12 protein-coding genes are annotated in these 14,437 nt (G+C 72.4%); 3 read left to right on the top strand and 9 right to left on the bottom strand.

Annotation, left to right across the window (positions count from 1 at the left end; translation table 11 throughout):
• The first annotated feature begins 1 nt into the window (after position 1).
• Entirely contained in the window at positions 2-1,084 is a 1,083-nt protein-coding gene (locus O7627_RS12715) for a DUF692 domain-containing protein (protein WP_278093707.1), read from the top strand.
• Between the two features lie 109 nt (positions 1,085-1,193).
• On the opposite strand, the gene O7627_RS12710 is transcribed toward O7627_RS12715, so the two are convergent.
• The 3 genes from O7627_RS12710 to O7627_RS12700 form a co-directional block, all read right to left on the bottom strand.
• Positions 1,194-2,618 (bottom strand): Nramp family divalent metal transporter, encoded by a 1,425-nt coding sequence (locus O7627_RS12710; protein ID WP_278093706.1) that lies wholly within the window; start codon positions 2,616-2,618, stop codon positions 1,194-1,196.
• A 124-nt stretch (positions 2,619-2,742) separates the two neighbouring features.
• Positions 2,743-3,723 carry a trypsin-like serine protease gene (locus tag O7627_RS12705; protein ID WP_278093705.1) on the bottom strand — a complete coding sequence of 327 codons (981 nt, stop codon included), beginning with the start codon at positions 3,721-3,723 and terminating at the stop codon, positions 2,743-2,745.
• 449 nt (positions 3,724-4,172) lie between these two features.
• The gene (locus tag O7627_RS12700; protein ID WP_278093704.1) at positions 4,173-5,585 is read right to left on the bottom strand and encodes a cellulase family glycosylhydrolase; all 1,413 of its coding nucleotides are present in this window, start codon (positions 5,583-5,585) and stop codon (positions 4,173-4,175) included.
• A 645-nt stretch (positions 5,586-6,230) separates the two neighbouring features.
• On the opposite strand from O7627_RS12700, the gene O7627_RS12695 reads away from it, so the two are divergent.
• Positions 6,231-6,782 carry an endonuclease V gene (locus O7627_RS12695; protein WP_278093703.1) on the top strand — a complete coding sequence of 184 codons (552 nt, stop codon included), beginning with the start codon at positions 6,231-6,233 and terminating at the stop codon, positions 6,780-6,782.
• Here the strand turns inward: O7627_RS12695 and O7627_RS12690 are convergent.
• From O7627_RS12690 to O7627_RS12675, 4 genes are all read right to left on the bottom strand, one after another.
• Positions 6,746-7,588 (bottom strand): endonuclease/exonuclease/phosphatase family protein, encoded by an 843-nt coding sequence (locus O7627_RS12690; RefSeq protein WP_278093702.1) that lies wholly within the window; start codon positions 7,586-7,588, stop codon positions 6,746-6,748. The two genes, O7627_RS12695 and O7627_RS12690, sit on opposite strands and share 37 nt — an antisense overlap.
• 42 nt (positions 7,589-7,630) lie before the next feature.
• Entirely contained in the window at positions 7,631-9,178 is a 1,548-nt protein-coding gene (locus tag O7627_RS12685; RefSeq protein ID WP_278093701.1) for a phosphatase PAP2 family protein, read from the bottom strand.
• 102 nt (positions 9,179-9,280) lie between these two features.
• Positions 9,281-10,351 carry a saccharopine dehydrogenase NADP-binding domain-containing protein gene (locus O7627_RS12680; RefSeq protein ID WP_278093700.1) on the bottom strand — a complete coding sequence of 357 codons (1,071 nt, stop codon included), beginning with the start codon at positions 10,349-10,351 and terminating at the stop codon, positions 9,281-9,283.
• On the bottom strand, positions 10,348-11,244 hold the full coding sequence (locus O7627_RS12675) for a class I SAM-dependent methyltransferase (protein WP_278093699.1): 897 nt from the start codon (positions 11,242-11,244) through the stop codon (positions 10,348-10,350). The genes O7627_RS12680 and O7627_RS12675 overlap by 4 nt, the downstream gene beginning before the upstream one ends.
• Positions 11,245-11,396: 152 nt before the next feature.
• Here O7627_RS12675 and O7627_RS12670 point away from each other — a divergent pair, with 152 nt between their 5' ends.
• Positions 11,397-12,362: a LysR family transcriptional regulator gene (locus tag O7627_RS12670; RefSeq protein WP_278093698.1), complete on the top strand. Its 966-nt coding sequence runs from the start codon at positions 11,397-11,399 to the stop codon at positions 12,360-12,362.
• Here the strand turns inward: O7627_RS12670 and O7627_RS12665 are convergent.
• Both O7627_RS12665 and O7627_RS12660 read right to left on the bottom strand, forming a co-directional pair.
• Positions 12,353-13,405, bottom strand: a complete 1,053-nt coding sequence (locus O7627_RS12665; protein WP_278093697.1) for a YihY/virulence factor BrkB family protein — start codon at positions 13,403-13,405, stop codon at positions 12,353-12,355. The genes O7627_RS12670 and O7627_RS12665 overlap by 10 nt on opposite strands.
• A complete protein-coding gene (locus tag O7627_RS12660) occupies positions 13,398-14,342 on the bottom strand; it encodes a diacylglycerol kinase family protein (protein WP_278098262.1) in 945 nt (314 codons plus the stop codon). The genes O7627_RS12665 and O7627_RS12660 overlap by 8 nt, the downstream gene beginning before the upstream one ends.
• Positions 14,343-14,437: the final 95 nt, after the last annotated feature.

The following is a 14,437-nucleotide window of genomic DNA, read 5'->3' as shown; positions in this document are numbered from 1 at the left end:
GATGCTCGGCGTGGGCATCGGCTGGCGGCCCGAGATCGACCTGACCGTCGAGCGGCTCCCGGGGGTGGACTTCGTCGAGGTGATCGCCGAGAACCTGCGGCCCCGCCGGCTGCCGGCGTCGCTGCGCCTGCTGCGCGAGCGCGGGGTGACGGTGATTCCGCACGGGGTCGGTCTCGGGCTGGGCGGCGCGGAGCCGCCCGACCGGCGGCGGCTGGCTCATCTCGCCGAGTGCGCCCGGGCGCTCGGGGCGCCGCTGGTGAGTGAGCACGTCGCGATGGTCCGCGCCGGGCGGGTCGAGGCCGGGCACCTGCTGCCCGTCCCCCGGACCCGGGACAGCCTCGACGTCCTGGTCGACAATGTACGGCTCGCGCAGGCCGCGCTGCCGGTGCCGTTGGCGCTGGAGAACGTGGCCGCCCTCTTCGGCTGGCCCGGCGATGAGCTGACCGACGGCGAGTTCCTGACCGCACTCGTCGAGCGGACCGGGGTGCGGCTGCTCGTCGACGTGGCGAACCTGCACACCAACGGGGTGAACCAGGGCGTCGACCCGCTCGCCACGCTGGCCCGGCTGCCGCTCGACGCGTTGGCTTACGTGCACGTCGCGGGCGGATACAGCCGGGACGGGATCTGGCACGACACGCACACCCGGGCACCGTCGGAGGAGATCTACCGGCTGCTCGGCCGGCTCCGCGCACTGGCCCGACCGCCTGGGGTGCTGCTGGAGTGGGACGGCGACTACCCCGCCGACCGGGTGCTGAACGACGCGCTGGCCCGGATCCGGGGGATCGTCGGCGCCCGGCCGACCAACGACACGCCAGCCACCGGTACGCCAACCGCCGATCCACCGACCACCGGCACGTCGGCCGCGGCTACGCCGGCCACTGGCTCTCCGCCATCGGGATGGTGGCCGGTGCGCATCAGGGGCGACGTCCGGCACGGTCCGGCCCGGGCCAGGCTCGCGCAGCGGTACGCCCCGCTCGTCGACGCCCTGGTGCGCGGCGCACCAGCTCCGGCCGGATTCGACCCGGAGCGGATCCGGCTGCAGGCGGAACGGTTAGCCGTGCGTCGCCGCCGGCACACCCACTGACGATGGGCATGCCGCCGCTCAACCGCCGGGCCTGCCGTTCGCTGCCGGCCCCCTGCCGTTGCCGGGACCGGCCTCTGCCGGGGCCTGCCCGGCCCCCGCTGCCGCCGGGTCAGCGCAGCCACTCCAGCAGGGTCTCACCCTGCTGCCAGATGGTCAGCACGGAGAAGACGCCGAACAGCAGCACCGCCCAGATCAGCGCCGCGACCCGGTAGGAGCGGGGGCGGATCGGGGCGGGCAGCACCCGCCGGTTGACCACCAGCAGAAGGATCGCGTAGATGAACATCATCAGGCCGCCGACGCAGGCCGAGATCACCAGCAGTGGCAGCGGCTGGCTGAAGCCGGCCAGCAGGATCAGGCAGCCGATCACCACCAGGCCCCACACCAGCGCGAAGTAGATCTTGCTCTCCGATGCCCGGCGCAGGTACGACGTCTTCAGCACGTCGGCGGCCAGCCGGCTGGTGTAGTCGACGATGCCCACCGCGGCGGCGAACAGCGACAGCGCCCCGATCACCCAGAACAGGGTGCCGAACCACGGACCGACCAGCTCCTTGAGCCGGTTTCCCTCGACCTCCAGGAAGTCCACGCTGTTGGCCAGCCCCGGCACGCCGTAGACGGTGGAGTACGCGAGCATCGACATCAGCACAATCGTCGTGAAGGAGACCAGGACGAAGGTGGCGAGCTGCTCCTGGTTGGCGACCTTCCACCAGCGCCGCCAGCGGGCCAGGTTCTCCTCGGTCGGCTCGAAGACGAAGCCGGTCGTGTCCGGGGCGGCCTCCTCCCGGCCGGTGACCGGGCTGACCAGCCGGGGCACGTACCGGCCCATGCCGAAGCCCTTGTCCCGGATCCAGTTGGACTGCACCAGGTTCTGGCCGCCGCCGGCGCCGGCGAACACCAGCGCCGAGAGCATCAGGGCGAAGCCCAGTTCCATCGGGAACTCCGGCGCGGTCACCGCCCGGGGCAGCTCACCCCAGGTCTCGGCGGAGATGGCGAACGCGACGGCGACCGCTATGAAGAGGATGACCAGGGCGACCTTGGCGAACTCGATCCGCTCCAGGGCGGTGTAGACGACCGGGGCCAGGGTGAGGATCACCCCGATCAGCAGCAGGATGCCGACGGCGATCCAGGTCGCGTCGCCACCGAACAGGTAGGTGATCATGGTTGCCGAGCTGGACGCCCAGCCGGGCCAGAGGTTGGCGAAGTACACCATGATCGCGAAGACCAGTCCCCAGTGCCGCCAGAACCGCGAGAAGCCGGTGAGCGCGGTTTCGCCGGTGGCGAGGGTGTACCGCTCGATCTCCATGTTGAGGAACCACTGGGTGACGATGCCGACGGCCGCCGCCCAGAGGAAGATGAGGCCCACCTGGGAGGCGATGTAGGGGTAGAGGATGAACTCGCCGGAGGCCAGGCCGACGCCGGCGGCGATGATGCCGGGCCCGATGATCCGCCCTGCGGATCGGGGCGGCTCCGGCATGTCCCGGACGGCGGGGGCCGGCACGTGCCGGGTCGGAAAGCGGTCGGCGGCGGTCTGCGTCATCGGGGACCTCCCACGATTGGCCGGTGGCCTCCCGTACCCGGCACCTGGCCGGTCTGAAACCTGGCGGTAACCGATGGCCTGGGTCGGGCCGGTCCGGGCCCGACCCAGGCCGATCCCCCGTCGGTCAGGGCGCGGCGCGCCAGGCCTGCATGTTGTTGAACCGGGCCTCGGTGATCCGGGTCCCGTGGTTGTAGGTGTTGTGCGGGAAGAGCAGGTGCGGGAAGCCGTACGCGTGGATGCCCATCGAGCAGTAGCCCGCGCAGAACGCGCTGCCTGCCCCCCGGTACTGGTAGATGGGGCTGCCGCTCATCCCGCCAATGGTGTCGTTGCTGTAGAAGATCTGGTTCGTCTGGCTGACCGCGACGGTGCGGGCGACGCTGTCGCCCCGCCAGTGCTGGCCGAACGGTTTGTCACCGGGGTAGCCGTTGATCAACGTGCTGGTGCCGGCCAGGCTCGCCGACTGCCACCAGTAGCCGAACCAGCCGGTGCTGTTGCCGACCGTGCAGTTCAGCTTGATCGCGCCGTAGTCGTGATCCTCCAGGCCGCTGACGGTCCACCCGGTCACCGAGTAGAGCCGCCGGGCGGTACACGAGCCGTACGGGGCGGAGGCGCCGTCCCGACCAGGCCAGATGGTGAGTTGCCCGGTGTACCAGGCGCCGCCACTGCCGCCGCTGTGCACGCAGTGGCCGGCCGTCGCGACGATGTCCGGGCCGTACAGCCAACCGGTGCAGTGCGCGGCGCCGTTGCGGGTGATCTGGACGACCGCGCGGGCCGGGAACGAGGTGGCCGGCGAGATCCGGATCCGGTCGTCCGGGCCGAAGATCGATTCGATGCCGATGCCGGCGGCGGTGTCCGACGGTCCGCTCGGGGCGGTCTGGGTCGCGTTCACCGGAATCCCGGTACCCGTGGAGCCGGACTGTCCCCGCACGTCGGCCCGGGTGGCGACGAGTACCCGGGACCCGTCGCTGGTCACCGAGCTGTCCGGGTTGCGGGCCGGCTTCGCCGCGCTGGCCGGACCGGCTGTCACGGTCAGGGCTGCCGCCGCGATCAGCGTGGCCACCAGCATCAGTACGGCGACCCCGGCCGGTGTTCTTCGAGTGTTCATTGTGGTCCTTTCTCGGTCCTGATCCGCCCGAACGTTTGTGAATTTCGAGGGATCGGATCACCGATTCGCTTTACCGGTTGATCGACCGGAAACCGATTCGACTGATCAATTCCTCCGAAATCTCGACAACGCTCGACCGCTCGCGTCGCTCACTGTAGGACTCCGAATACGGGAACGGAAGGACCGCGAACGGGATCCGTCCCGCCCGGACCTGTCGGATAGATTCCTGAACCTACCCAGCACTCCGCCTATGCCGCGCACCGACAAACGTGAAAGGCCCCAGGATTCGCGAATGGGTCGGGATATTGCGACAGGAATTCGCTTCTGTCGAGTCGCCCGGTCGGGAGCTTTCGAAAAGGCCGGTGGCCGGGCACGAATTTCGTGCCCGGCCACCGGCGGTGGGATCCAGGGTCCGGTCGGATTTCTCCCGCCGGGTCGGTGTCGGTCGGTCAGCTGGCGGTGCAGCTCAGCGACGGTGCACTGTTGGTCCCCGTCCAGGAGCCGATGAAGCCGAACGTGGTGCTCGCGCCGGCGCCCAGGTTGCCGTTGTAGCCGACGTTTGTCGCGGTGACGCTGTTGCCGCTGCTGCTGACGGAGGCGTTCCAGGCCTGGTTCACCCGCTGGCCGTTGCCGAACGTCCAGGTGACCCGCCAGCCGCTGATCGCCTGGCTGCCGGCGGTCACCCGCACCTCGCCCTGGAAGCCGCCCTGCCAATGCCCGGTGACCGAGTAGGTGGCGCTGCAGGACCGGGTCCCGGGCGGCGGCGTGGTGGTCGGCGGCGGCGTGGTGGTGGGCGGCGGTGTCGTGGTGGGCGGCGGCGTGGTGGTGGGCGGCGGTGTCGTGGTCGGGGGCGGCGGGGTGGTCGGGCCGGCGCCGTAGATGGTCGCCTCGCGGGCGGTCTGCCGGATGCCGTTGGCACCGTTGAAGATCCGGGTCCCCCACGAGGTGATGCTGTTGACGTTGAAGTTGCTGACCATGTCCAGGTACTCCACCCCACCGCTGTTGCCGCTCCAGGACCAGCCGATGTAGCCGATCCCGTTGGCCTGGGTGTAGGACATGATGGTGTCCTCGTCCGGGTTGCCGTCGGAGTGGTTGTGGCCGAACTCGCCGACCACGATGGGCAGGTTCGCGCCGCGGAACCGGCCCAGGTAGTCGGTGATCTCGGCGGCGGTGTCGAAGACGCCGTACATGTGGATGGAGAAGACGGTGTTGCGGGCCGGGTCGCTGTTGAAGACCGACTGGGCGTTGTCGCGCATGATGAAGCGCCAGTCCTGCCCCCACATCGGCGCGTCGACCATGATCAGGTGTTCGAAGCCGGCGTTGCGGAGCCGGGTGATCGCGTTCGAGGTCGCGGTGGGCCAGGTGGCGCTGACGGTCTCGTTGTTGCCGAACGGTTCGTTGCCGATGTTGAGGACGATGTAGTTCTCCTGGCCGGCGATGGCGCTGCGGATGCTGATCCAGTAGTCGACCGCCTGGGCCAGCGTCGCCGCCGCGCCCTCCTCGCCGTACCCGGTGGTGTCGTGCACCTCCAGGACGCAGATCAACCGGTTCTGCTTGCAGAGCGAGACGACGTTCGCCACGTCGCTCGCGCTGTTCTGGGTCCAGCGGTGACCGCTGCTGAGCACCACTCGGACGGTGTTGGCGCCGAGCGACTTGATGTCCCGGAACGAATTCGTCTGGGACGGGTACCAGGTGTGGGCGTGGCTGACCCCGCGCATGATGAATGGACTGCCGTTCGCCTCGACGATCCGGCCGTCGCTGATCCGCAGTCCGACCGCCGCGTGTGCCGGCTGTACGAAGACCAGGCCGGACAGCAGGAGGGCGAACAGTGCCGCGAGGGCGATGGAAATTCGTGTTCTCATGACCTACCTCAGGAAGAGCCCCCAGGACGGGGAGAGACGTGAGGGTTTCGGCAACTGCAGCCCGACAGTTACCGACCGGCTTCCCGCGGCGCATCGATCAGGGTAGGCGTCTACCGCACTTCACGCAACCGGTTAAGTTGGCCCTGAACGAAAGGAACTGTGGGCCGGCGCCCGGGCGGCCGGGCTGGAGCCGGGCCGCCGCGGGTGCCGTCATCCCCACCACAAGGATGCTTTCACCGGTCGTTTCTTAACCGGTTAAGACCCCTCACGCTACCCCTCTAACCGGCGGATAGTCAAGGACATCACTATATTTGCGAACCCGGGCCGCGTCGACCGGGCGACGGGTGCCGCGATTCGTCGGCCGCCACCGGGGTATCGAGCAACCGCGGGCAGGGAGGCTGCCCGGCGACGAACGAACGACGGAGAGGGCTGGTCCGGATGCGGTTCGGTGGCGTGGAGATCCGACCACTCGGCGGCGGGCTCGGCTGCCTGCTGATGATCGCGTTCTCGATCATCGCCTCGATCGCGCTGACGGTACTGGTAAACATCGTGCTGCGCTGACCATCCCGGGCGACCCCAGCCCCCCGGAACCGCCAGCTCGCCCCGGGCCGGTCCGGCCGCGCCGCAGCGGGGACACTGACGACCGTGAGCGAACAGGCTTGGCGCCGCCTCGGCGCGGTCGACGTGCACTACCCGCCCGACGGAGGGGCGCGGGCGGCGCTGCTGATCAGCCCGGACGACCGGTTCGCCGACGTGCTCGCCGAGCACGTCGCGTGGCTGGACCGGGTCGAGCCGTACCGGCCGGGGGCGTTCTTCACCCGGGAACTGCCGGCCATCCGGGCCGTGCTCCGACTCGCCGCGCCGGTCGACCTGCTCGTCGTCGACGGCTACGTGGACCTCTCCCCCGACGGCCGGCCCGGCCTCGGCGCCCACCTGCACGCCGAGACCGGCGTCCCGGTCATCGGGGTGGCCAAGACCGCGTTCCGCAGCGCCACCCACGCGATCGAGGTACGCCGCGGCGGGTCCGACCGCCCGCTGCACGTCACCGCCGCCGGGCTGCCCGACGACGACGCCGCCGCCCTGGTCGGCCGGATGGCCGGCCAGCACCGGCTCCCCGAGGCCCTGCGGCGGGTGGACCGGCTGGCCCGTTCGGTGGTCGGTCAGAGCGACAGGTCCAGCTCGGCGACCAGCGGGTAGTGGTCCGAGGCGCGGTCGGCTCCGCCGTCGCGAACCACCTGGCAACTGCGGGTGCGCTCGGCGACGGCCGGCGTACCCAGGATGTAGTCGACCCGCAGGCCGGCGGAGAACTCGGCCCCGCCCAGCCGGGTCGGCACCGTCAGCCCCGCTCCCCCGTCACCGGCCCGCCGGAACAGATCGACGAACCCGGCGTCGTACAGGGTGGCGATCGCCCGGGTGTCCACGGTCACCCCGTCCGCGCGCAGGTGCCGGGTCCGGTACGCCGGCGCCAGCCGGTGTACCCGCTCGGCCTGATCACGGGCCGCCGCCGGCGTCTCCCCGGCAGCTGGGACCGGGCCGTCGCCAGCGGCCGGGGCCAGCGAGTTCAGGTCGCCGAGCAGCAACGCGAGTCGACCGGCCGGACCGCCGGCCGCGGCCAGCCAGCCGGCCTCCCACCGGCGCCAGCCGCCGGAGTACGGCCGCAGATGCGTGCCGACCACGGTGAGCGGCCCACGATCCGTCCCGACCACCAGCCGCAGGGCCGCATGGTGGAACGGCCGGCGGACCGGGCGGGCGGAGATCACCCGGGCCGACGGGCGGACCAGCACCGCCACCGGCTGCCCCAGCCACGAGCGGGCCAGCCGACCGCGCATGCCGACCCGCTCGGCGAACCGGGCGAGGCGGCCGTCCCGGTGGAAGTCACGCAGCTCCTGCAGGGCGAGGAGATCAGGTTGCTGGTCGCGAATCACCCGTGCCAGCAGGTCCAGCCGGTCGGTTTCCGACCCGGCTCGGCGGTCGACCCCACCGTTCAAGATGTTGTAGGTCATCACCCGCAGCACGGTGGTCTCCGTCCGCCCGCCCGAAGAGGGTCAGCCGCGCCCACCGACCGGCTCGCCGGTGACCCGGACCGGTTCACCGGCATCCGGGGCCGGTTCGCCGGTGGCCCGGACCAGCTCGTCGTCGAGGGTGTCGACGTCCTCGGACTCGATGCTGGGCTGGTTGCCCTCGTACACGTCGGCGTTCGGTCGCACCACCCAGTAGAGCAGACCGATCCAGGCGGCGGTCAGCAGGATCGCCCCGGCGAAGTCGCTCGGGTGGTGCATTCCCCGGTAGATCCGGGACAGCGCCACCACGGTCGGCATGACCACCGCCGCGACCACGGAGAGCCAGCGCCACCAGCGGTCGGAGCGGGGCATCACCACGACGGCGATCGCGACCCACAGGCACGTGGTGGCCGCGATGTGCCCGGACGGGAACGACGAGGTGGGCATCGGGCCGTCCAGGTTGGGCACGTCCGGCCGGGGGCGGTCGACGGCGGCGGCGGAGGCCAGGAAGAGGCTCAGCTCGCCGAACATGGTCAGGGCGACGAAGAGCACCGGACGCCAGCGGCGCCAGATCGCCAGCACCAGCGGGCAGAAGACCATGCTGATCATCAGGATGGCGTGGGTGTCGCCGGCCTTGCTGGCCCACCAGCTCACCTCGTTCCAGCCGTCGGTGCGCCGCTCGTTGAACCACTGCGGTACCACGGTGTCCAGGGTGTCCACGAAGCTGCCCTCGACGTGGTAGCTGACCAGCATCCCGAACCCGTACAGGGCACCGAAGACGAGCACCCAGCCGGTGAGCAGTTCGGCCACGGCGGCCCTGGGATGCGGCAGCAGGTGCTCCTCGTCGGGGGCCAGCCGCAGGTCCTGGCGCGCCTCCGGCTCCAGCCCCTCGCGCAGCGAGGACTCCGGACGGCCGCGTTCCCGGCGCCAGAGCCGGAAGGCGTAGCCGGTCACCCCGAGCCAGACCAGCCCGAGCAGCCAACCGCCGATCACGTCGGAGACGAAGTGGACGCCGAGCGCGATCCGGGTCAGCCCGACCGCGAACACCAGCCCGACCACCAGACCGATCGCCGGGCCGCGCCAGCGCGGCCGCATCGCCGGCAGGAACACCAGCAGCACGGCGCCGTAGGCGACCGTGGAGCCGAGTGCGTGGCCGCTCGGGAAGCTGTCCCCGGCGTAGTGCGCCAGCGACACGTCCACCACCGGCCGCAACCGGCCGACGATCGCCTTCAGCGACGGATCCAGCAGCAGCGCCCCGGCGCCGGTGACGATCAGGTACGCGGCGAGCCGGCCCTGACGCCGGATCAGCAGGCCGACCACCGCCACGGTGACCAGCCAGATCAGGATGCTGCGCCCGCCCAGGTCGGTGATCGCCCGCAGCACCGTCACCAGCGGACCGTGGGGTGCGACCAGGTCGTTGAACCAGACCGCCGTCCCGTGGTCGGCGTCGTACAACGGTCCCCATTGGGCCCGTACCAGCAGCATGAGCAGGCCGAAGCCGACGCCGGCACCGGCGACCAGGGCCAGGCCGAGCAGGCTCCGTTCAGCGAAATGGCCGAACGGCCGCCGCAGCACATCCTTGACCGCGCCCACCCGGACGCCCCCTTCGGGTCCGTTGTCGACGTGGTTTCCGCCGACGCCTGGCGTGCCCGGTACCCGATCCGAAACCGGGCTACACCAGCGACGTCGAGAAAGCTAACCGGAGCCGGACATCGGGTTCCGGCGGTGGTCGGTCCCGGCCGGCAGCTCGTGCTGCCCGACGCCGTATTCGCCGAGCTGCGCGAAGAAGGCGGCCGGATCGAGGAACTGGTCGAGGTGTCGGACCCCGGCCGGCGCGCCGCCACCGTGCAGGTGCCGCGCCACCAGCGCGGCAACCACCCCGGTCACCCGGGCCTCGCCCCGACCGGTCAACGCGTACGCCGCGAGCCGGCCGTCGGCGGCCCGGGCGGTGGCCCGCACGGCGAAGCCGTCCGAGCCGAGCCGGAGCCGGGCCATCGCGGCGCTGACCGCACCGGCCACCCCCGGGCGGCGCAGCAGCCGCAGGGCCGGCCCGCGCCGCAGCGCGAAGACCGCCGCGGTCAGCGCGGCCGAGTCGAAGCAGAGCCGGGTCGTCACGGGTACGCCGAGAGTCCGTCGCAGCGTGTACTGATCCGAGAACGGGAACGGGTGCGTCGTGCGCCGGCCGTAACCGGGCAGTCCGACCCGCAGCGGACCCGGTCCCCCAGCCTCCGGGACGGACGCCGCGAGGTTGTCGAGCAGCCAGTCCACCGCCCCCGGCCCGTGCCGCTCGCCGGTACCGATCAGCACCGTGAGGTCCACCGCCTCGGCATCCGCGAGCCGGTCCGTGACGTGCCGGGCGAGCAGGTTGGTCAGCCCGGGGGCGAGTCCGACGCTGAGCGCGGCGGTGACCCCGTTCCGGACGGCCAGCGGGTCCAGCCGACCGATGGCCGACAGCACCCCGAGCGACGCGCTCACGTCCACGTAGTGCACGCCCCGCTCCAGACAGCGCCGTGCCACCTGTTCGTTCCCCGACTCCAGGCACATCACCAGCACCCGGGCGCCGGTGAGCACGGCCGCCACGTCCCCGGGGTCGCGCGCGTCCACCCGGCGTGCCACCAACGCGTCCGGGTGCTGGGCCACGAACGCGTCGGCCCGGCGCGGGTCCCGGCCGGCGACGACGATCCGGCCCGGCAGCGTCGGCGCCAGGGTGCGGGCGACGGCCCGACCGACCGCGCCGTACCCACCGAGCACCACGATCCGGGTCACCGGCGCCCCGCCGACTCCGGCCGCACCGCGCTGACCAGCCAGGTCGCTGCCGGGATCCGGACTCCCCCGGGTCCCGCGTAGCGGCGCAGTGCGGCGGTGAGCCGCTCCTCGGCCTGGTGCGGGGTAGGTCCGGCGGGATTCTCCAGCAGGGCCCGGACCGGGCCGCTGCCGAGGAAGAAGCTGGTGGCGGCGGCCAGCTCGGGGCCGAAGTCCATCGGGTCGTCGACCGGCGTCAGGGTGACCTGGGCCAGCCCGGCCCGGGCCAGCAGGTCGCGGACGTGGTCCGGGTCGGCCAGGGCGAACATGCCGGACTCCGGCAGCGGTGGCGGGGTGAGCGCGGTCATCGGCACCACGTACCAGTCGTTGCGGGCCATCTCCCGGGGGCACAGGAACAGCAGCCGGCCGCCGGGCCGCAGGGCCCGACCGATGTTGCCGAACGCCGCGACCGGATCGGCGAAGAACATCGTGCCGAACCGGCTGATGGCGAGGTCGAAGGTGGCCGCCGGCAGCGGATGGATCTGGGCGTCGCCGGCCAGGTAGCTGACGTTGGTCAGACCCGCCGCGGCGGTGAGCCGCCGGGCCTGGTCCAGCATCGGTGCGGACAGGTCGATCCCGACCACCCGACCGCGCGCGGCCCGGTACGCGGCGAGCCGGGTGGTCTCGCCGGTGCCGCAGCCGATGTCGAGCACCACGTCCCGGTCGCCGATCCCGGCGGCCGCGAGCAGCCGCCGGGTGATCTCGTCGCCCTCTCCGGTCGGATCGGCCGAGCCGGCGAAACCGGCCGGGCCGGTCTCCGGTCGGGCCGCCCAGTGGGCGCCCTCCGGACCGTTCCAGGCCCGCGCCTGGTCATGGTTGCCCGGATCGGCGTCGACCACGCCCCGCTGACTGGTCATGCTGACTCCCCCGTTGCTGTCGTGTCGGACGATGCGGCGCTCGCCACCGGCCAGTCGCGGCGACCGCGGTGACCGCGGCGACCGATCCAGCATCGATCGCCGCTGACATAAGCACAAATGCCGATTCGTTGGCTCTGCCATACGCTGGAGGCATGCTTGAGACGTGGCCGCTGCGGGTCCTGGTCGAGGTGGACCGGCGCGGATCGTTCTCCGCCGCCGCCGAGGCGCTGGCGATGACCCAGCCGGCTGTCTCCCGCCAGATCGCCGCCCTGGAACGCCGCTTCGGGGTGCCGTTGTTCCGCCGGCTGCCGCGCGGGGTACGCAGCACGGCCGCTGGCGCGGAGGCCGCCCGGCTGGCCCGGGACGTGCTGGACCGGCTGCTGACGATGGAGTCCCGACTGGCCGCGTACGCCGAGTTGACCTCCGGTGAGTTGCGGCTCTGCGCGTTCCCGAGCGCCAACACCTTCCTCGTGCCGGAGGCGATCCGGCGGTTCAGCGCGGCACACCCCGGGGTGACGCTCAGTCTGGTGCAGCGTGACCCGGCCCGCCCGCTGGCGGCGGTGCGGGACGGCATGGTCGACCTCGCCCTGGTCACCGAGTGGGACCTGTACGCCGACCGGCACGCCGCCAAGTACGCCGTCGATCGGTCCGGTCTGGACTGGGTGCCGCTGGACGGTCTCGATCTGGTGCCGTTACTGGACGAGGAGTTGCAGCTGGCGCTCCCGGCCGGGCACCGGCTGGCCCGACAGGCGCGGGTCCGGCTGCGGGAGTTGCCGGACGAGGTGTGGATCGAGGGTGCCCATCCGGACTGTCTCGGGCCGATCCCGCCGCTGGCCGACGCCCTCGGCGGGCCACCGCGGATCGGGTTCACCTGCGACGACTGGCACGGCAAGCAGGCCCTCGTCGCGGCCGGGGCGGGCGTGATGCTGGTGCCGACCCTGGCCCGACCGGCCATCCGGCACGACCTGGTGCTGCGCCCGACCAGCCCGGTGCTGCCGGCCCGCCGGGTGTACGCCGTGTCCGCCACCGCGCGGTCGCGGGCGCCCGCAGTGGCCGCGATGTTGACGCTGCTCGCCGGCCTCGCAGCCGCCGACCGGGACCCGCCGGCTCACTCCTGAGCGGCGCGTTCCGGGTCGCCGGCACGCTGGCTCGGAATCATCCGGTCGATCGTCTCCAGGTCCAGGTCGAGGGTGTCGGTGCGGTCCAGGTTCGGTTCCCAGCGGTCGGGCTGGGCCGGCTCGGGCACCCCCAGCCGCAGCGCCTCCAGCTGCGCGGCGAAGGAGAGCCCGCCGAAGAGGGCGATTCCGGTGAGGTTGGCCCACAGCAGCAGCGCCATCACCCCGGTGAGTGCCCCGTAGGTCTGGCCGAAGCCCTCGCTGAGCTGGACGTACCCGGCGAGCAGCAGGCTGGCCACCCACCACAACACGATCGAGATGCCGGCGCCGAAGAAGAGCCAGGAGATGCCGGGCTGCTTGCGGCGCGGGGCGTGCCGGAACAGCAGCGCGACGGCGGAGACGGTGAGCACCAGGCTCACCGGCCAGCGCAGCACGTCCCAGCCGAGGCCGGCGACCCGTCCCCACCCGTAGTGCCGCTGTAGGGAGTCGCCCATCGGCCCGCCGCCGACCAGGATCAGGAACCCGGCGAGCGCGGGCACCCCGGCGCCGAGCGCCAGCGCCGCCGCGCGCAGGTACTTCCACAGTGCCGGGCGGTCCCGCTCCACCCCGTAGATCCGGTTGGCGCCCCGCTCGACCTGCGCCATGGTGGTGGTCAGCGCGACCAGACCGGTAATCAGACCGAGTACCTGCGCGACCTCGCCCGCCTCCTCGGTGCGGCCCTCCTCGACCAGCAGTTCCTTGACCATCGCGTCGCTGGCACCGGGGGTCAGTGCGATCACCGTGTCGGCGACCACCAGCCCGCCGTCCTCGACGCCCAGGTCGCTGATCAGCCCGGTGAGGGCGATCAGGAACGGCACCACCGCCAGGCAGAGCTGCAACGCCAGCGCCCGGGCGTGGCTGAAGCCGTCGCCGTACCGGAACCGGACGAACGCGTCCCGCAGCAGGTGCCAGCCGCCGTACCGGCGCAGGGCGTGCCAGGCGTCGTCGGCCGACAGTTCCTCGTCGGCCATCAACCGGGTCTCGGGGACCAGCCGGGTACTACTCACCGGCGGCCTCGTCGATCAGGCGTTCCCCCCGTCGGGCCACGGCGTCGGCGTCCTCGGCCAGATCCGGTGCCTGCTCGGGGCGCGGCACGCAGAGCCAGAGCGCACCCGGCCGGATCTCGGCCCGCAGCGCCCGGCCCGGTTCGATCAGGTCGCCGTCCAACTCCCGCGGCTGCGGCCGGTTGCTGACGATCTGCACCCGGCGGGCCCGGAACACCTCCATCCCGGGCACCCGGTCGCGGCGGCGGACCACCGCCCAGCCCAGCGAGAGCCAGTGCCGCAGGTTGCGGGGCGTCAGCACCGCGACGTCCAGACGGCCGTCGTCGGGCTCGGCCTCGGTGAGCAGCTTGACCCCGCCCTGCAGGCGCCCGACGTTGGCGATCAGGACGGTCCGCGCCCGCCGTCGCATCGGCGGCTGGTCGTCGAGCCGGATGGTCACCCGCATCGGCCGGTCCCGCAGGTGCCGGGCGGCCCCGACAATGTACGCCGGCCAGCCGATCCGCGCCTTGGTGGTCTCCGAGGTGGCCTCCAGCATCTTCGCGTCGAAGCCCATCCCGGCCATCACCGCGAAGTAGCGGCCGTCGACCTCGCCGACGTCGAGCAGCCGGCGACCCCGCTCGATCGCCACCTCGATCCCGGCGGCCAGGTCGGTGGAGAGGCCGAGGTTGGCGGCCAGCAGGTTGCCGGTGCCGCCGGGCAGCACGGCCATCGCCACCTCGGTTCCGACGAGCGCGCTCATGCAGGACATCACGGTGCCGTCGCCGCCGCAGACGAAGAGCACGTCCACGCCCTCCTCGACCGCCCGCAGCGCCTGGCCCCGGCCGGGGTCGTCGACGGTGGTCTCGTACCAGAGAGGTTCCGGCCAGCCGGCGGCGGCGAGCGCGCCGTTCACCGTCTCCCGCAGCTCGTCCGGGTCGACCTTCACCGGGTTGACGACCACGGCCGACCGGACCCCGGCGGCGGCCGACGACGGCGCCCGGACCCCACCGCCGGTGGTCGCCGGTCGCCGGGCGTCATCCGCGCCGGCGGTCGTTG

Source organism: Solwaraspora sp. WMMD1047, from assembly GCF_029626155.1.
GTDB lineage: Bacteria > Actinomycetota > Actinomycetes > Mycobacteriales > Micromonosporaceae > WMMD1047.
Note: the sequence above shows the minus strand (reverse complement) of the source record. Positions and strands in the feature narration are given on the sequence as shown.